The 18,278-nt window shown below is 35.1% G+C and carries 12 protein-coding genes and 1 tRNA gene; 8 read left to right on the top strand and 5 right to left on the bottom strand.

Annotated elements, in window-relative coordinates; genetic code table 11:
- Nucleotides 1-109: 109 nt before the first annotated feature.
- On the bottom strand, nt 110-2,356 hold the full coding sequence (locus J7J10_02575; GenBank protein ID MCD6129817.1) for an NADP-dependent isocitrate dehydrogenase: 2,247 nt from the start codon (nt 2,354-2,356) through the stop codon (nt 110-112).
- Nucleotides 2,357-2,507: 151 nt separating this feature from the next.
- Between J7J10_02575 and J7J10_02570 the strand changes: the two genes are divergently transcribed.
- From J7J10_02570 to serS, 5 genes are read left to right on the top strand one after another with little or no spacing between them, the layout of a single operon-like run.
- Nucleotides 2,508-7,139, top strand: coding sequence for an NAD-glutamate dehydrogenase (locus tag J7J10_02570; GenBank protein ID MCD6129816.1), 4,632 nt, complete (start codon nt 2,508-2,510; stop codon nt 7,137-7,139).
- Nucleotides 7,136-8,506: an FAD-binding protein gene (locus J7J10_02565; GenBank protein ID MCD6129815.1), complete on the top strand. Its 1,371-nt coding sequence runs from the start codon at nt 7,136-7,138 to the stop codon at nt 8,504-8,506. Before J7J10_02570 ends, J7J10_02565 begins: the two co-directional genes overlap by 4 nt.
- Nucleotides 8,503-9,768, top strand: a complete 1,266-nt coding sequence (locus J7J10_02560) for a (Fe-S)-binding protein (GenBank protein ID MCD6129814.1) — start codon at nt 8,503-8,505, stop codon at nt 9,766-9,768. The genes J7J10_02565 and J7J10_02560 overlap by 4 nt, the downstream gene beginning before the upstream one ends.
- Nucleotides 9,765-10,643, top strand: a complete 879-nt coding sequence (gene galU / locus J7J10_02555; protein MCD6129813.1) for a UTP--glucose-1-phosphate uridylyltransferase GalU — start codon at nt 9,765-9,767, stop codon at nt 10,641-10,643. Before J7J10_02560 ends, galU begins: the two co-directional genes overlap by 4 nt.
- Nucleotides 10,640-11,911 carry a serine--tRNA ligase gene (serS, locus tag J7J10_02550; protein MCD6129812.1) on the top strand — a complete coding sequence of 424 codons (1,272 nt, stop codon included), beginning with the start codon at nt 10,640-10,642 and terminating at the stop codon, nt 11,909-11,911. The genes galU and serS overlap by 4 nt, the downstream gene beginning before the upstream one ends.
- 226 nt (nt 11,912-12,137) lie before the next feature.
- Here serS and J7J10_02545 read toward each other — a convergent pair whose 3' ends face one another.
- Both J7J10_02545 and J7J10_02540 read right to left on the bottom strand, forming a co-directional pair.
- Nucleotides 12,138-13,244 carry an N-acetyltransferase gene (locus tag J7J10_02545; protein ID MCD6129811.1) on the bottom strand — a complete coding sequence of 369 codons (1,107 nt, stop codon included), beginning with the start codon at nt 13,242-13,244 and terminating at the stop codon, nt 12,138-12,140.
- Complete coding sequence (locus tag J7J10_02540; GenBank protein MCD6129810.1) at nt 13,241-14,422, bottom strand: aminotransferase class I/II-fold pyridoxal phosphate-dependent enzyme; 1,182 nt, start codon at nt 14,420-14,422, stop codon at nt 13,241-13,243. The genes J7J10_02545 and J7J10_02540 overlap by 4 nt, the downstream gene beginning before the upstream one ends.
- A gap of 67 nt (nt 14,423-14,489) precedes the next feature.
- Between J7J10_02540 and J7J10_02535 the strand changes: the two genes are divergently transcribed.
- A tRNA-Arg gene (locus J7J10_02535) sits at nt 14,490-14,563 on the top strand.
- Here the strand turns inward: J7J10_02535 and J7J10_02530 are convergent.
- Nucleotides 14,545-15,513 (bottom strand): transposase, encoded by a 969-nt coding sequence (locus J7J10_02530; protein MCD6129809.1) that lies wholly within the window; start codon nt 15,511-15,513, stop codon nt 14,545-14,547. The two genes, J7J10_02535 and J7J10_02530, sit on opposite strands and share 19 nt — an antisense overlap.
- Nucleotides 15,514-15,572: 59 nt before the next feature.
- On the opposite strand from J7J10_02530, the gene J7J10_02525 reads away from it, so the two are divergent.
- Both J7J10_02525 and J7J10_02520 read left to right on the top strand, forming a co-directional pair.
- Nucleotides 15,573-16,346 carry a tetratricopeptide repeat protein gene (locus J7J10_02525; protein MCD6129808.1) on the top strand — a complete coding sequence of 258 codons (774 nt, stop codon included), beginning with the start codon at nt 15,573-15,575 and terminating at the stop codon, nt 16,344-16,346.
- A gap of 108 nt (nt 16,347-16,454) precedes the next feature.
- Nucleotides 16,455-17,006 (top strand): isochorismatase family protein, encoded by a 552-nt coding sequence (locus J7J10_02520; protein ID MCD6129807.1) that lies wholly within the window; start codon nt 16,455-16,457, stop codon nt 17,004-17,006.
- Here J7J10_02520 and J7J10_02515 read toward each other — a convergent pair whose 3' ends face one another.
- A complete protein-coding gene (locus J7J10_02515; GenBank protein ID MCD6129806.1) occupies nt 17,007-17,807 on the bottom strand; it encodes an HD domain-containing protein in 801 nt (266 codons plus the stop codon).
- Nucleotides 17,808-18,278: the final 471 nt, after the last annotated feature.

Genomic DNA, 18,278 nt, shown 5'->3' with positions numbered 1-18,278 from the left:
AGCTGATGTGCAATTCGCTTAAATACTTGCATTTTCTTAAGGAAACAATTAAGGGGAAAAGAGGTCAAGCTTCCTTTTATAGAAAACCTGACCTCCAATTATTTGAAAGTTAAATGGCATCTACTATAGCGTTTAAGGTTGGACTGGGTCGCATCACTTTTGCAATCTTATCTTCATCAGGTAAGTAGTAGCCACCTATATCAACGGGATGACCCTGAGCAGCAATAAGTTCTTCATTTATTTTGGATTCGTTCTCTGCCAATTCCTTAGCTGGTTTTTCAAATTTCTTCTTAAGCTCTTTGTCTTCATCCTGCTCTGCCAAAGCTTCAGCCCAATATCTAATGAAATAATAAATCTCCCCTCTATTGTCATGTTGTCCAGCTTTCCTTCCTGGCCATAATTTATTGAGTAAGAGTTTGGTCACTGCTTTTTCAGAGGTATCAGCTAAAAGCTTTGCCTTCTTATGATTGTATTTTTCCTCAATAAATCTTAAAGCCGAGGTTAGTGCTGTAAACTCAGCAGTAGAATCCCACCTTAAGTGACCTTCTTCTAAGAGTTGCTGGGCATGTTTTGGAGCGGAACCCCCGGCACCAGCCTCAGACATGAGACCACCAGCCAACAATGGAACTATAGAAAGCACCTTTGCGCTTGTTCCTGCTTCGGTGATGGGGAATAGGTCTGTTAGGTAATCCCTCAAAGCATTCCCCGTAACGCTTATTACATTTTCACTCTTTCTAACCTTCTCAGCTGTGAATCTCATGGCCTCCGAAGGCTTCATTATACGAATATCAAGACCTGTTGTATCATAATCCTTTAAGCATTCATTCACCTTTTTTATTACTTCTGCATCATGGCCCCTATTCTCATCAAGCCAAAAAATCGTAGAATAACCTGTTTTCCTTGCCTGCTCTACACCAATTTTTGCCCAATCTTTGACTGCGATATCCTTGACCTGACAACCCCTCCAGATATCGTCTTTTTCAACTTTCTGTTCTATCAACACCTTACCGCTTTCATCAACAACACGAAAAGTTCCATCAGATGGTGCCATAAATGTCTTATCATGAGAGCCATACTCTTCTGCTTTCATCGCCATAAGCCCAACGTTTATAACTGTTCCCATTGTTCCCCTATCAAAAGCGCCGTTCCTCTTGCAATCTTCAACAACCTCTTCATATGATGTGGCATAACATCTATCCGGTATCACTATTTTCACATCGTGCTGTTTATTATCCGGACCCCATGCTTTTCCACCATCTCTGATAATAGTGGGTAGAGAAGCATCTATAATTACAAGATTGGGTGAGTGCAAATTTGTAATACCTTTACCGGAATCAACCATAAACATTGCTGGATTCTTATCGTAAACAGCCTGTATGTCTGCTTCTATTTCTTTCCTCTTATCTTCTGGCAACTCTTGTATCTTCAAATATAAATCTGCTAAACCGTTGTTTGGATTTACACCTATTTCCTCAAATGTTTTGGCGTGCTTCTCAAAAACATCTTTAAAGTATGCTTTTACTGCATAACCAAACATCACAGGATCAGAAACCTTCATCATGGTAGCCTTCAGATGCAGTGACCATAAAATATCTTTTTTCTTTGCATCTTTTATTTGCTCTTCATAAAATTTCTGTAAAGCCTTTACATTCATGAAGGTGCCATCCAATATTTCCCCTTCTGTGAGAGGCAACTCCCTCATTACAGAGGTATTGCCATTCTCATCGGTAAACTCTATTTTTACCTTTGTTGCCTTTTCTACTGTTACAGACTTTTCATGCTCATAGAAATCTTCACTGTCCATATGTGCTACATGGGTTTTAGAGTCCTTACTCCACTCTTTTAAAGGCATTCCTCCTGCCATGAGTTCTGGATATTTTTTCGCGCTCTCTTTGACCGGTTTAGGAACCATACGAACACAGTTTCCCTGTCTTATCACAGGGTTAACAGCACTTCCTAAAACCTTTGCATATCTATCATGAATTTCCTTTTCTTCTTCTGTTTTAGGTTCCTCAGGATAATCAGGAACATTATATCCCTTACTTTGCAATTCCTTTATGGTAGCCTTCAATTGTGGCACTGCAGCACTTATGTTGGGTAGTTTGATAAGATTAAAATCAGGGTCATCTACTACCAGGCCTCCTAACTCAGCTAAGTCATCGGGGACTCTCTGATCTTCTTTCAAATAATCTGGGAAATTTGCCAATACCCTTCCTGCCAGTGAAATATCCTTCATTTCAATTTCAATACCAGCTGCATCCAAGAACTTTTTTACGGCGGGCAACAGGGAAAATGATGCCAAATACGGAGCCTCATCGTTCTTTGTCCATGTTATCTTTGGTACTTTTCCTTCCATAAAATTCCTCCTTCATCTAATTTTATAGAATACATTTAAACTCTCACTTTACCTCACACTATATACGAAACATCAAATATTGTCAAATCCTCCAGAGTGTCATGAAAATTCTATTGCAAAGAAAAGCAGATTTTGATAGTTTTTATACATTGTGATAAAAGAAGCCCTACACAAACAATGGAAAGATGTTATTGATAAAGGATTAAGAATATATGCATTATCCTCAGATAAAAATGTTACCAGAATTATTATTGAAGATTCCTTTACATTCATAGAAAAAAGAACAGAACCTACAAGAATTCTAATAGAAGATAAGAAATTTAAAGGAAATGTTTTTTCTATAATTAAAATACTGGTAAACAACAGTCCATTCATCATGGACAGTATTACATCTCTCTTTTCTGAATACAATCTGCGAATAGAATTTGTTATTCACCCCATATTTACTGTAGAAAGAGACAAACAGGGAAACATAATTTCTATAAAAGGTCCATTAGATATAGGAGATAAAGAGCTTCTCATATATGCATGTGTAAACTATATACCAGATTCAGTGAAAAAAGAAATAAATAAAAAAAGCAAGAAAGCTATTGCCGAATCCCTCATTGCTAAACAAGATTTTGAAAAGATAAAACAAGAGTTAAAAACCATTGTAAGAAATCTAAATGACCCTATTTATCTTAGCAAGACAAGCGAAAAGGATATAGAAGATGCGAAATCCCTTTTATTGTGGCTTTTAGAGGGAAATTTTTTGTTTTTGGGTTTTCGTTCTTACAGAATAATCCATGAGCAAGGAGAATTATTCATACAGGCAAATAAAAAAGATGCATTGGGAATCTTAAGGGATGTTGAACATTCAAAATTCAAAGAGAGAAAAAACATAAATATTCTACCAGCCATTGCTCAAGAGAGAATAAAAAAAGAGGAAGTCTTTGTGATTGATAAGACAAATGCTATAAGTAATGTCTATAGAAAGACACGCATGGACTATATATCTATTGCCTGTTTTGATAAAAAAGGGAAGATCGTAGGACGCAATGTATTTATGGGAATGTTTATGCCTCAAGCACTCATTGAGCGGGCATCCAATATTCCCTTTCTCAAATCTAAGTTGGACCGGGTTCTTTTTGAAGAAGGTATACCAGAAAACTCATTTGAACATCAACATATAACGGATATATTTAACACACTGCCAAAAGAAGAATTGTTTGTATTAAAAACAAGGGACTTAAATGATGTCATTTACAGATTGCTTACATCCGAAACTGAGCAACATGTGCATGTTTTTATTGTTCCTACCACTTCAGTGAGGGGATTCTCCCTGGTTGTTGTTTTGCCTTATAGGCTGTACAGCCGCACCACGGTGGATAAAATAACAAATTTTTTAGAGCAGGCATTTAATGCTGTCAATATAGAATACAAGACAATCGCTCAAAGTAGTCGCATAATAAGATTACATTATTATATAGTATCAAAAGAAAAAGAACTGCCAGATGTAAAAAGAATAGAAAAAGAAGTGCAAAAAATTGCCATTTCCTGGCAAGAAGAATTTGGAAGAGAAATACATAATTATTTTTCCAGAGAAAATGCACCATCTATTCTTAAAAGATATGTAGCGAAATTCACAGAGGAATATACATCTCACACCACGCCTGTTGAGGCGGCATTTGATGTAGGTAAGGTAGAGAAAGTATTTTCAACAAAAACAACAGAAGCAAGTATATATAAGGAGAAAGAAACATATTTTAAGATCTATTCCCTCTCACGCATCCCACTGTATGAAATATTGCCTATTTTAAGAAACCTGGGATTAACTGTTTTATACGAGGATTTTCTTGAGATAAAAGTAGAAAAAACTGTCTATATACAAAGATTTAGCATCACTACAGGTGAAGTAAAACAGGATAAGCAATGCTTTCCTATAATTGAGGAAAACTTTAAAAAAGCATGGGAAAAGGTGGTAGAAGATGATGCATTAAACAAACTAACTGTAAAAGCTTCTCTAAATTACAAAGACATTGATTTTTTGAGAGCTTCAAGAAACTATCTTCTGCAAATAAACCAGCAATTAAGTGAAAAATTTATAAACAATGTTTTGCTCAAGTATAGTAAACTCTCTTTGTTGTTTGCACAATATTTTCATGTCAGATTTGATTCTAAAAGCTTAAACCAAGAAAAACAAAATAAAATTCGTAAAGATATAGAATATATACTCTCTAATATTGAAGATGTGCATGAATACCGCATTGTAAATAGTTTATTTAATATTATACAAAATATTTTAAGAACAGATTTTTTCTTAAACAAAGAAAGACATTATATGTCCTTTAAGATAGACAGTAAAAATATTACAACCATGCTATTACCAAAACCATTTTACGAAATATATGTTCATTCTTCTTCTATGGAAGGAGTGCATTTGCGAGCAGGAAAGATAGCGCGAGGTGGTATAAGATGGAGCGACCGACCATCTGATTTTCGAGTGGAAATTGATGACTTGATGAAAACACAAATAGTAAAAAATAGCGTGATTGTGCCTACCGGATCAAAGGGAGGATTCATAATCAAAAGAAATGAAATCTCCGGGAAAGAAGCATATAAAACACTAATCAGGGGAATGTTGAACATTACAGATAACTACATAGAAGGCAAGATTGTTCATCCTGAAAATGTTGTATGCTACGATGAAAAAGATCCGTATTTAGTTGTGGCTGCTGATAAAGGTACCGCTACCTTTTCTGATACCGCCAATGAAATCTCCAGGAAGTATAACTTCTGGTTAAAGGATGCATTTGCCAGTGGAGGAATATACGGCTATGACCACAAGAAAATTGGTATCACTGCAAGAGGTGCCTGGGAATGTGTAAAGAGACACTTTAGAGAATTAGGAAAAAATATAGAAAAAGAAGAGATATCTGTATGCGGTATTGGAGATATGAGTGGAGATGTGTTTGGTAACTTTATGATTCTTTCACCAAACTTATTATTAAAAGCTGCATTTAATCATAAGGAAATATTTGTTGATCCTTTACCGGATAAAGAAAAATCCTATACAGAAAGATTGCGCCTGTTTAAGCAATGTCTCTCCTGGGAACATTATGGTAAACCTCTTCTTTCAAAAGGAGGATTCGTAGTTAATAGAAATGTAAAATCTATAAATCTCTCAAAAGAGGCAAAATCTCTTCTTCAAACAGACAAAGATGAACTTTCGGGTGAAGAAATAATTAAACTCATCTTAAAAGCAAAAATTGATCTTTTGTGGAATGGAGGAATCGGCACTTATGTAAAAGCATCTACAGAAAGTCAGTCTGAGGTAGAAGATAGAGCAAATGACGGTGTAAGGGTTAATGCCAATGAGCTTAAGGCAAGGGTAGTAGGAGAAGGAGGAAATTTAGGATTTACGCAGAAGGCGCGTGTTGAATATGCTATGGGTGGCGGAAGGATAAATACAGATGCCCTGGATAACTCAGGTGGTGTAGATTTGTCCGACCATGAGGTAAACTTGAAGATCTTCTTACATGTTTTAATGAAAGAAGGTCTTATTAAAGATATGAGTGAGAAAAATGAATTGTTGGAAAACCTCACTGAACAGGTTGTTTTGAGGGTAATTGTTCATAACTATATGCAGAGTTTTTCTATTTCATTAGATGAAAGAAGGGCAAAAAAAGAACCAGATATATTTTATGAGCTCCTGCGATATTTACAAAGAGAAGGTATATTAAGTGAAAAGGAATATTCCTTGCCCACCAGAAAAGAATATCTTGCTCGCCTAAGCAAGAATATATCGTTTACCAGGCCCGAGTTGTGTATAGTTATGGCTTATATGAAAATATTAGTCAAAAACAGTATTATCCAAAAAAACACGATAAACGAAAACATTATAGACAAATATGCCATTTCATATTTTCCTTCTTATATAAGAGAAAACTTTGCTGAAATGATAGAGAAACATCCTTTAAAAAGGGAAATTGCATCTACTTACATTACAAATCTTCTTATAAATAATGGCGGTTCACCTTCTTTATTTAAAATATTTCTCTCTACCGGCGTAAATTACACAATCATTGTTAAATCTCTCATCTTTATGTACGAGGCTACAGGTCTTGTGGATGTGAGAACTAAATTGTTTGAAGAGGAAAATAAAATCCCCCAGGATTTCATCTATGCGGTGTGTATAGATATGTTTATGTCTGTAGAGTTGATGGCTACACAGGAAATTTATCTGCTGGGGAAAAACATATCTATAGATAGAAAACATATTGAAGAAGCTAAACAATGTTTCAATGAATTTAATAAAAAATGCATTGGCGGTCTATTTAAAGACGCATTTTTGGACAAGGTGGATAAACTGATTAAAAAAGGATTAGATAAGGATACTGCTCTTGAGGTTGCTAAATTCTATTTTGTAGAAGACTTTATTCCTGCCTTTAATATTTCAAAACTCTTACAAAAAGACCTTGAAGATGTAGTAAGAACAATCACTAAAATAAAGGAAACATTTTTTATCTCAAAGATAATAGAAAATGTAAAAAGTATACCTATTACCAACGAGTGGGATAGAAAAGCCCAGCTGTGGATGGTAAAGAATTACTTCCTCGCTGGTTCTACCCTCACTATGAAGGCAGTTAAAGAATTTGATGGAGATGTCCAAAAACTTGTAGACAGCAGAAGGGAAGAATATGAAATATTAGCAAGGAAATTTGCATCTTTAAGAGGAATATCAATTGAAAATTTACATCCTTTTGTTCTTTTATATGATACATTACAGGCAATCTTAAGGTGAAAAATAAAATACTAAAAGAACTGATAAAAATCGTAGACAAGAAAAATGTAAGTGCAGATAAAATAGATCTATTACACTACGCATATGATGCTACTCAGAATATGTATTTGCCGGATTTTCTTGTTTTTCCAGAGAATACGGAACAGATTTCTCACATTTTAAAACTCTGCACAGAATATAGAGTACCCATTGTCCCTCGAGGAGCAGGCACTGGTTTCTCCGGCGGCAGCCTGCCCATCTCTGGAGGTATATGTTTATCCCTGGAAAAAATGAATAAAACATTGGAGATAGATACAGAAAATCTCGTTGCTCATGTTGAAGCAGGGGTAATAAATTACGATTTACGAGAAGAGGTAGAGAAATTTGGTCTTTTCTATCCTCCTGACCCTTCCAGCTATAAGTATTGCACTATTGGAGGAAATGTTGCAGAAAATGCTGGCGGACCAAGAGCAGTAAAATATGGTGTAACAAAAAATTATATATTGGGCATGGAATTGGTATTTCCTACAGGTGAGATTGTAATCTCAGGTTCAAAAAATATGAAGGATGTTGCGGGATATAATTTAAAAGATTTAATGATAGGCTCAGAAGGAACATTAGCCATTATCACAAAATTATTTCTCAAACTCATTCCTTTGCCTTCCTTTAAAAGTGTTCTTCAGGCTGCTTTTTCAGACATGAAGGAAGCAGCTCAAACCGTGAGTAATATTATAGCAGACAAGATTACACCTTCCGCTCTGGAATTTATAGATGGACCTTGCATCAGGGCAATAGAAGATTACCTACATATAGGATTACCCAAAGAGGCTCAAGCTATGCTTATCATTGAATGCGACGGTATGGAAGAATCGGTAGAAGCTGAACTTTCTCTCATTGAAAAGGTATGTAAAAAAAACAATGCTCAATATGTAAAGAGAGCAAAAGATAAAGAAGAAGAGGAATTTTTATGGAAGGCAAGAAGATCTATATCGCCTTCTTTAAATAGAATAAGAGACAGAAAATTAAATGAGGATGTTGTCGTTCCAAGGGCAAGTTTGCCCCAGATGATTGAATCCATTCAGGAAATTTCAAAAAAACACAATCTACCTATTGTAAACTTTGGTCATGCCGGCGACGGAAATATCCATACAAACATCATGTTTAATAAAGGAAGCAATGAGGAACAAAAAGCAAAAGGTGCAATGGTAGAGATATTTGAAACGGTGATTGAGATGGGAGGTTCTATTTCTGGTGAGCATGGCATAGGGATAACAAAACAAGATTTCCTGGAAAAACAACTGGGAAAAGAGACAATTGACATATTCAAAAAGATTAAAAAAGCATTAGATCCCTATAACATACTCAATCCTCATAAGATGAAACTATGATAGATAAGAAATGGGAGACATGTGTAAAATGTGGTCTGTGCAGGTCTGTATGTCCCGTATTTAGAGAGGAAAAAAAAGAACAATATGTAGCCCGGGGGCACATCACTTTAGTTGAAGAATTCTTGAAAGGCAATATAGATTTTTCTACCAAAAAAGCACACGAATATTTAGGGAAATGCCTTTTGTGCACAACATGCGTAGAAGCTTGTCCGAACAAAGCAGAAACAGATCTAGCCATGATTCTTGCCCGAATAAAACATACACAGGAATATAGTGTGCCCTTTTATAAACGTATTTTATCACTTGTTATGAAAAACAGAAAGGTAATGAATCTTGCGGCTAAAACAGGAAGTCTTTTGCAAAATATCTTATTTGTTCAGCATTTGGACACATCGAGAGAAGGCATGTCGCCTCGCATAGGTTCAAAACTTCTTGAAAGAAAGAGACTACTTCTACCCATCGCAGATAAGACTTTTTTAGAACAATATCCCTCACACATTGAAGGCAAAAATGGAAAAATCGCCATTTTTCCTGGTTGTGGCGTAAATTATGCTTATAGAGAAATTGGTGATGCATTTATTAGAATTTGCAAAAAGCTAAATATCGAAATTCTTATTCCCAAAGAACAGGTATGCTGTGGAGGACCATTGTATTTTTCTGGTTTGATTGATGTGCCTGTAGAATTAGCCAAAAAAAATATAGATTTGTTTAATGCTTTAAATATAGATTTTGTTATTGTTATTGACCCTACCTGTGCTTCAACCATGAAATTTGAATATGAAAGATTGTTTTCTTATATAGAAAATGAAGAATACTTAGAAAAGGCAAAAAAATTTTCCAGGCTTATAATTAGTAGTGAAAAATACTTACATGACTACACTCCTTTAAAGGAAATGTTAAAAAAAACAAAAATAAAAGAGAGAACAATTACATATCATGATCCCTGCCACCTCGGTAGAGCACAAAAAGTCAAACAAGAACCACGTGCACTTTTGAATGCCATAGAGGGCGTAAACTTTGTGGAGATGAAAGATGCAGACACATGTTGTGGTAATGCAGGTTCATTTAGTGTAGATTTTAGAGAAACTTCTGTAAAGATTGCATTGAGAAAGGTAGAATCTATAATAGAGACAAATGCAGATACGGTAGTTACCGGCTGCTGTGGATGTATTATGCAGATAGCAGAAGCATTGCATATAAAAGGAAGGGATGATATAAAAGTAAAGCATACATTAGAAATAATAGATGAGGCATTAAAATGAAGATAAAAAAAGCTGTTTTCCCGGTGGGAGGCTTTGGAACAAGATTTCTTCCTGCAACAAAAGCATCGCCCAAGGAGATGCTTCCTTTGGTTGATAAACCATTGATTCATTACGGCATAATGGAAGCTGTAGATGCAGATATAAAACAAATTATACTAATTACAGGTCGGGGCAAAAGAGCAATTGCAGATTATTTTGATATTTGTTTTGAGTTAGAATATTACTTAAGAAAACAGGGAAAATTATCAATATTGAAACAGATGCGAAAAATACCTTATATGGCAGATTATATATATGTCCGGCAAAGAGAACCAAAAGGATTGGGTCATGCTATCTGGCGAGCAAAGGAAGTAGTGGGTAATGAACCATTTGCGGTTATCTTGGCTGATGATATTATTGATACTAAAAAGAGTGCTATTCAACAGATGTTGGGTGTGTTTGAAAAGTTCAATTGTTCCGTCATTGGACTACAAGATGTAGAGAGAAAAGAGACAAGTAAATACGGTATAGTGAGCGGAAAAGAAATTGGAAAAAATATAATCAAGATAGATGACTTAGTAGAAAAACCAAAGCCAAAAGATGCACCCAGTAACTTAGCTATTGTGGGCAGATATATTCTTACCCCGGGAATATTTTCTCGCTTAGAAGAATTAATTGAGCAAAGCAATAAAGATAAATTGGAAATCCAACTCACTGATGCTTTAAAACTCCTTACGCAAAGGGAACCCGTCTATGGATATAAAATTGAGGGAAAAAGATATGATTGTGGAGATAAAATGGGATTTTTACAAGCCACTATAAATTATGCACTAAAAGACAAAAAATTTGCTCCTGAATTTCTCCAATACTTAAAAGATTTATTAAAAGATAAATGATAAACATAAAAAACTTAAGGGAAAACAAAGAATCCTTAAAAGAAAATATCAAAAAGAGAAAATCTTGTTCTGTTGATATAGATAAACTTTATCTTTTAGATGAAGGGATAAGAGAAAATAAAAAGCAAATGGAAATACTATTGCATGACAAAAAAACAATTTCAAAAAAGATAGGAGAAATAAAGAAAAAAGGACAATCAGCACAACAGCTTCAACAAGAATCTAAGAAAATAGATATAGAAATCAAGCAAATAAAGGAAGACATGCAGAACAAAGAAGACATATTTTTAAAAGAATGGTTGCTGGTGCCCAATATTATTGATGATGATGTGCCGCTCGGAGAAAGTGAAAAAGAAAATATAGAAATAAAAAGGTGGGGGAAAATACCAGATTTTGATTTTAAGGTGAAAACTCACTGGGAATTGGGAGAAAAACTAAATATTCTGGACTTTAAAACAGCAGCCAAACTCTCCGGACCCAGGTTTGCAGTGTATAAAAGATATGGAGCACAATTAGAAAGGGCATTAATTAATTTTATGATTGATGTGCATACTAAAAAATACAATTATACAGAAATTATTCCTCCATTTTTAGTCAATGAAGAAATAATGGTAGGAACAGGTCAGCTGCCAAAGTTCAAAGAAGAAGCATATGAGATAGATGGACAATACCTTATTCCTACTGCAGAGGTTCCTTTAATAAACCTGCACAGGAATGAGATACTAAAAGAAGAGGAACTGCCCTTAAAATATGTAGCCTGGTCAACCTGTTTTCGTAAAGAAGCAGGTTCTTATGGCAAAGATGTAAGAGGTATAATGAGGCAGCATCAGTTTAACAAGATAGAATTGGTGCAATTTACCAAACCGGAAGATTCTTCCAAAGTGCTGGAAAAAATTACAGAAGATGCTCAAGAGATATTAAGACTTTTAAAAATCCCATATCGCATAGTGGTGCTGTGTTCTGGTGATATAGGTTTTTCCAGTGCAAAAACCTATGATATAGAGGTATGGCTGCCCGGAGAAAACAAATTTAGAGAGGTTTCTTCCTGTTCAAATTGTCTGGATTTTCAGGCCAGAAGAGCAAACATAAGATTCAAAAGAAAAGGTAGCAAAAAAACAGAGTATGTTCACACTCTAAATGGTTCGGGGTTGGCGGTAGGAAGAACACTGATTGCTATCTTAGAAAATTATCAGCAGAAAGACGGCTCGGTAATTATTCCCAAAGTATTGCAAGATTATATGAAGACAAAAATTGTAAAAGCTGAATAAAAACCCCCCGCCGCAAGCAGCGGGGTATCACCAGATGTCATTCCGCCCCCGTATCAAGTACGGGGTGACATTACTTGATATGGACTCTGGATTCCCGCCCCCGATCAGGTCGAGGGCATGCTTTCACGGGAATGACACAAATCGCAGATTTGAGCGCAAAAATTCATTTACGAATTTTTATGACACAAATCGCGGCAAGCTGCGGGGAATTAGACCCAAAGAGAGATTAAATCTCTTTCTCGTATATTCTATAAATTTTATACAGTTCTGCCTTCATCCTGTCTTCTATGGGTTTATTGATAGCAAAATTGTCCTCCAATGTCCAGGAGAGCTCTCCCCCTGCATAGCCACTTTCTTCTACTACTTTAAAACTCTCTAAATAAAGGAGAAGGTCTATGCCTAAATTGCGATATTTATCAACGATGCCCAGAGTAATAAGTCGGGAGTTGTTTATCTTTTTTAAAGCAAATAAAAATTTTAAAAAATTAAAGGGGGTTATTTTCCCATTGATTACCTTTAAGGCCTGGTTAAAATCAGGAAAGATAAGTGAATATCCGCATGGTTCTCCTTCTTTTTCAGCAATGATGATAAATTTTTCAGGAACAATACTCTTCATTTTCTCTGCTCCATAAGCAATTTCCTCATCGGTAGGAGGAACAAAACCCCAATTGTCTTTCCAGGCTTGAGAGTAGATATTTTTAATTATATTCATGTCCCTTTTAAGATTTTTTTTAGAAAAATAACGCAAGGTAATATTAAACCTCTTCTTTATCCTTTCTCCTATTTGAATAAGTCTCTCCTGGGGCCTGGTCAATGTAGAAAGGTAGTAGGCATACAAATCTTTTACCTTCTTTAATCCATAGTTTTCTAACAGATTTATATAGTAATGAGGATTATAGGGCATCATAAAAACCGGGGGAGAAAAAAATCCCTTTACTAAAAGACCACAGGTGTCATTCATAGATGGATTCATAGGACCTCTCATTCTATCCATGCCTTGCTGGCGCAGATAAGAAGAGGCTTTGTCCAGCAATGCTTTTGATACATCCAAGTCATTTATACACTCAAAGAATCCGAAAAAACCTACTTTGTCTTTATGATATTCATTGTGCCTTTTATTTACGCAGGCTGCAATTCTTCCCACTACCTCTTTATCTTTATAAGCAAAAAAAAGCTTTATCTTTGCATGTTTATAAAAAGGGTTTTTGTCTTCATCTAAGAGTTCTGTTTCTTCCTTGATTAAAGGAGGAACCCAACATTTATATTTTTTGTAAATCCTCCACGGAAACAGGACAAATTCTCTCTCTGAAGTCGCCTCTGCAACCTCTATCATATAACACCCAATTTTTTGCCAATCTCTCTGAATTTTTCCAATGCAAAATCTATTTGGTCAAAGGTGTGGGTAGCCATAAGGCTTACCCTCACTAATGTTTTGTTTTTGGGCACTGCTGGTGAAACCACGGGATTTACAAATATTCCTTCATCAAACAGCATCTTGCGCATAAGCAATACCTTATTATTATCACCAATAATTACAGGAATAATAGGGGTGCAACTGGTTGCAGTGTCATATCCCATCTCTTGCAGTCCCTTTCGCATACGGTTGGTATTTGCCCACAATTTCTCAATACGTTCTGGTTCACTCTCCATAATATCCAATGCTGCCAGGCAAGCGGCGGTAGACGCAGGCGTAATACTGGCGGAAAAGATAAGTGAACGAGCATAATGTTTTAAATAATGTATGACATACTCATCGGCTGCTATAAATCCCCCTAATGATGCAAAAGATTTACTAAAGGTAGCCATAATGAGATCCGTTTCATCCGTTAATCCATAATAATCCGCTGTTCCACTGCCATTTTTCCCAATCACACCTACCGCATGTGCATCATCAACCATTACTCGTGCATTGTATTTTTTCTTTAATCTGACAAGCTCCGGCAAGTTGGCAATGTCTCCATCCATACTATAAACACCATCAACCACGATGAGCTTCGGTATATCATAATCTAATTTTTTTAAAAGCCTTTCCAGAGAATTCATATCGTTGTGCAAGTATCTTTTAGCTATACCAAAAGAAAGCTGAGCAGCATCTACAATGCTGGCATGGTCAGATTTGTCCAGTATCAAATATTCACCTTTTGCCACTAAAGCACTGATTGTTCCTAAATTCACTTGAAAACCAGTGCTGAATAAAAGAGCGGCTTCTTTGCCCGTAAAGCGTGCCAATCTTTCTTCTAATTCCATGTGTATGTCCAGTGTTCCATTTAAAAAACGCGAGCCCGCGCAGCCGGTCCCATATTTCTTTATTGCATTTATAGCTGCTTCTCTTACTTTGGGATGAGTAACCAAGCCTAAATAGCTGTTAGAACCCAACATCAATATCTTCCTGCCATTTATCAAAACTTCTGTTCCCTGTTCAGATTCAATGGGCACAAAATAGGGATAAAGCCCCATTTCCATTACTCTTTTTGCATCGGTAAATTCTTTGCACTTTTCAAATAAATCCATAGTCACCTCTTTTGTAAGATAGGGTTGACAACCCTGCAATTGAATATAATAATATTAGCAAGAATACGCCCCAGTAGCTCAGGTGGATAGAGCACGGGATTCCTAATCCCGGTGTCGCAGGTTCAAATCCTGTCTGGGGCATTTGTTTTCTCCTCAACAACATTGTTTTTTATTTGCTCTACTATCTTCTCAAGTTTTTTATCCTTTTTCATCTCCATCATACATTTTTTTATAGCTGCACTTATTGCCGCTCCACTGACACCAAAATACCTTCCCAATATTCTATGACTCCTTCTGGAAAGAATTTTTGTTAAATAAATAGCAATTTTCCTCTCCCATCTATTGCGTGATCTTCGCAAAAGTTTTACGGGTTTAACTCCAAAAAACACAGCGACTTTTACAATAATTTCCTTTGGTGAGAACACTGTTATAAGTTGGTGCACCGCAGGATATTCTTTTTTTCTTATATTTTTTATCTTTTGTAGAATATCTTTTATAAATCTTTCATCTCCCAGCACCATACCTTTTATATTTTTTTGTATATCTTTATCTTTTTCTTTTTCTACAAAATATTTATAAAGCTCACAAGATTTTTTGGAATCATTACAAAGACGAGATAAAATAAATTCTGTATCTACAATTGAGCTACAGGGATGGATAAAGTCCTTATAGCTACTCCAGATATAATCCTCGGGAAAATTGCTTAATTTGGCTTCAACCGGTTTGAGATGAATATATTTACTAACCTGAAGAAGATAATTTTCTTTATCTATTACGATTGCTTTATATCTTCCTCTAAATAGATGCCCTACCCTGTTATATTTTCTATTTACATAAACAGTATAAGATGTGTTGATATTCTGCATAATTGTATGCAAATTGGCATGAGGTGTTTCTAATAAAAGATGAAAACAACTATTCATAAGACAATAGCCGTGTAGAATATATCCATATTCCTTTTTGGTGCGGGCAAGAATATTTAGAAATTTTCGTCTATCACTGTCATTAAAAAAAATATCCTGTTGTGTATTACCACATGAAGTAATATAATATAAGGCGTTAGGGTAAAGAATACGCAACTGTCGTGCCATATGAGAATTGTTACATAAAAGAGATAGAATGTAAAGTTTAAATTTGAGGTTTGACCCCAGTGATAAAAGTTTATATAGAAAAAGGCATCAGTCTTTTAATTAAAGAAAATGAACCCTTAAAAGCAATTCTTGAATTTAAGAATGCTTACAAGATTTTTCCTCAAAATTTTTCTGTTTTATACTGGATGGGTACCGGTTATTTTATAATGGGTTCTTTAAATGCCGCTCAATTCTTTCTAAAAAAATCACTTGCAGAGGCAAAAACATTACAAGAAAAATACATGTCTATAGGCAGCTTGGCTATGATATATATAGAAAAAAGAGAATTTAAAATAGCCGAAGGATTTCTAAGAGCGGTTTTAAGAATAGCATTCAGAGCACACAGCAGAGAAATGATGGTTATAGGCTATACAGAGTTAGCACGCCTTTACAGAAATTTAAAAAATCCTTCCGAAGCGCTTTTTTTCCTAAAACAAGCCTTAGCACTTTCCTCTGATATGAAAAGAGCATTTATCTTAAAAGATATGGCAAATATCTATAAAGAGACAGGGAAATACAAACAGGCAGTAGAACTTTACAAAGATGTTATGTCTACAAGATGGGCAGAACATAATCTTCCTTTTTATATTAATATGCTGTTCAGTACAATATATGCTTATAAGAAAATGGGGGATAAAAAAAAGGCATCGGAGTTTGCCCAAAGAGCATTGGACCACATTATAGAATATAAAACAAGCGGAAAAACAGGTGTGAAACTATCAAGAAAAGGAATTAGAATTATGGATAATGCATGGTTTAACTTAACTTATTTCTTTAGTAATAGAAATGGGTAGAATTAGCACCTACTGGGTTTTGGTGTAAAGTATGACAAGAAAATTGCTTGTGTTTTTAAAGAGATCAAGTAAAGTCTTCGTATAAAAATTTATGTAGTGGGGGCAAGTATGTGGTTAGAAAAGGAAAATTGTGCGATTATGACTATCGATATGCAGGAAAAGCTCTTGCAGGCGATGCCTTTCAGGGAAGAAGTGATAAAAAACAACAAAATACTTTTGAAAGCGGCAAACGAATTTTCTATTCCCCTGATCTTTACAGAGCAATATCCGCAAGGTTTAGGCAAAACAACAGAAATATTAAAAAATCTTTTAAAACAAGCAAAATATTTTGAAAAAATGACATTCTCTGCGTTACGATTAAAAGAATGTGAAAATTATCTGAAAAAGCTGGACAAAAATGTAATTATTTTAACAGGGATAGAGACACATGTTTGTGTGCTTTCCACCGCTTTAGAACTATTGGAAAAAAATTACACCGTCGTTGTTCCTGCAGACACCACTACATCCAGAGAAAACAGGTTTTATAACTGGGGGTTATCATTATTAAAGCAAGAAGGAGCTAAGATAATGCCTGCTGAGAGCATTATCTTTTACTGGTTGAAAGAAGCAGGCACGCCCCAATTCAAAAAGGTTCAGCGTATTATTCTGGGTAAAGAATAGTTAAACCACATTGCGAATTTTGCCCATAAGATAAAGTTGGGCCATATCAAAGATGTTTTTGACTCTTTGTGATTCAGGTAAAACATTATAAATTATCTTCAGATAACCTCTTTCCTTAATGCGCTGGAATGTAGGCTTGAAATTTATATCATAGATCCAGCCGACTTGAAGGAGCTTAAAATCGTTTAGATTTTTCAAGTCTTTAAAGTTTACAATTCTTTTCTCCATTAAATCTTTATAGACATCGTCTGAAATCCCGGGAGTATCAGGTAAGCCGAGCTCAATTGCGCTACTGCGTTTTCTGTTTTTTCGGTAGTAATAATCTATGACCACTCTCCAGATATCCAGCTTATCGGCATCTCGCAACAGCTTACTAAAAAATAAACAGATTTTTGTCTCTTTTAGAGGTAAAACAGCACGATTGTGATATAAAATTGCTTTTAAAATTAAGTTTTGTGTGGGTTTATCAAATTTATTTAAAACGCCATTTTCCCTGAGCACTTTTACGCCAAGTTCTGCATGATTTGCAGATTTTTGATCCGAAAAAGTCCTATATTCCTTATACTGTTCAAATCGGCCAATATCATGAAAAAGAGCCATAATTTCAGCTAAATATAGATTTTGATTACTTAATTTAAGTTCTTTGCCGATATACAAAATCTCTTCGCATACCCGTTTGGTATGTTTTTCCTTTAATTCTACATTCTGTCTCAAATCAGCATCGTCGAATTTAAATGTCTGAATATAACTTTCAAACCATTTTTTAAAATCTTCCACTGTCTGTTTGTTTATACTTTCCATCATTGTTTTTTTAAATCTATTTTTGTAATACGTCAATGATTTTAATTAAAACCATGCGTATATTCATTTACTAATTCTGTTGGTTATTATATGTTGTTATTGTTAAATAGGTGCTATTGTATTTGAATTAACTGGTCTTGAGTGGAGCTTGTCAAAATTTCAAGCGCTGTCTTGTTTTACAGGAGCAGGCTTTACAACTAAAGAAGCGGAATTGATTACAGGAAATCCTCGGTGACGACATATCGCTTCTATTATTTATTTCGTATTTTCTTAACATAAATTTTCATATGGCGGTTTCAAAGAACAAGAATAATTCTTATCTAATCTTTTCTTTATTTCCTGTCTTTGTTTACCGCATTAGATAAAAAGGCGTATAGAAAATAGTTTATAAAAAATGTTAAGAAAATAGAATGTTTCGGAATGTGTCAATGAAAATGAGACACCTCCATTGGTAATTTAGTGTATCACCGA

The organism is Deltaproteobacteria bacterium, from assembly GCA_021159305.1.
Taxonomy (GTDB): domain Bacteria; phylum Campylobacterota_A; class Desulfurellia; order JAGGSF01; family JAGGSF01; genus JAGGSF01.
This window is presented reverse-complemented; position numbering and strand designations above follow the sequence as displayed.

What these genes read in the sequence shown, in the direction of transcription:
- J7J10_02575 (MCD6129817.1), bottom strand. Translation starts at nt 2,356, where the DNA reads ATGGAAGGAAAAGTACCAAAGATAACATGGACAAAGAACGATGAGGCT.
- J7J10_02560 (MCD6129814.1), top strand. Translation starts at nt 8,503, where the DNA reads ATGATAGATAAGAAATGGGAGACATGTGTAAAATGTGGTCTGTGCAGG.
- galU (MCD6129813.1), top strand. Translation starts at nt 9,765, where the DNA reads ATGAAGATAAAAAAAGCTGTTTTCCCGGTGGGAGGCTTTGGAACAAGA.
- serS (MCD6129812.1), top strand. Translation starts at nt 10,640, where the DNA reads ATGATAAACATAAAAAACTTAAGGGAAAACAAAGAATCCTTAAAAGAA.
- J7J10_02545 (MCD6129811.1), bottom strand. Translation starts at nt 13,244, where the DNA reads ATGATAGAGGTTGCAGAGGCGACTTCAGAGAGAGAATTTGTCCTGTTT.
- J7J10_02540 (MCD6129810.1), bottom strand. Translation starts at nt 14,422, where the DNA reads ATGGATTTATTTGAAAAGTGCAAAGAATTTACCGATGCAAAAAGAGTA.
- J7J10_02530 (MCD6129809.1), bottom strand. Translation starts at nt 15,513, where the DNA reads ATGGCACGACAGTTGCGTATTCTTTACCCTAACGCCTTATATTATATT.
- J7J10_02520 (MCD6129807.1), top strand. Translation starts at nt 16,455, where the DNA reads ATGTGGTTAGAAAAGGAAAATTGTGCGATTATGACTATCGATATGCAG.
- J7J10_02515 (MCD6129806.1), bottom strand. Translation starts at nt 17,807, where the DNA reads ATGGAAAGTATAAACAAACAGACAGTGGAAGATTTTAAAAAATGGTTT.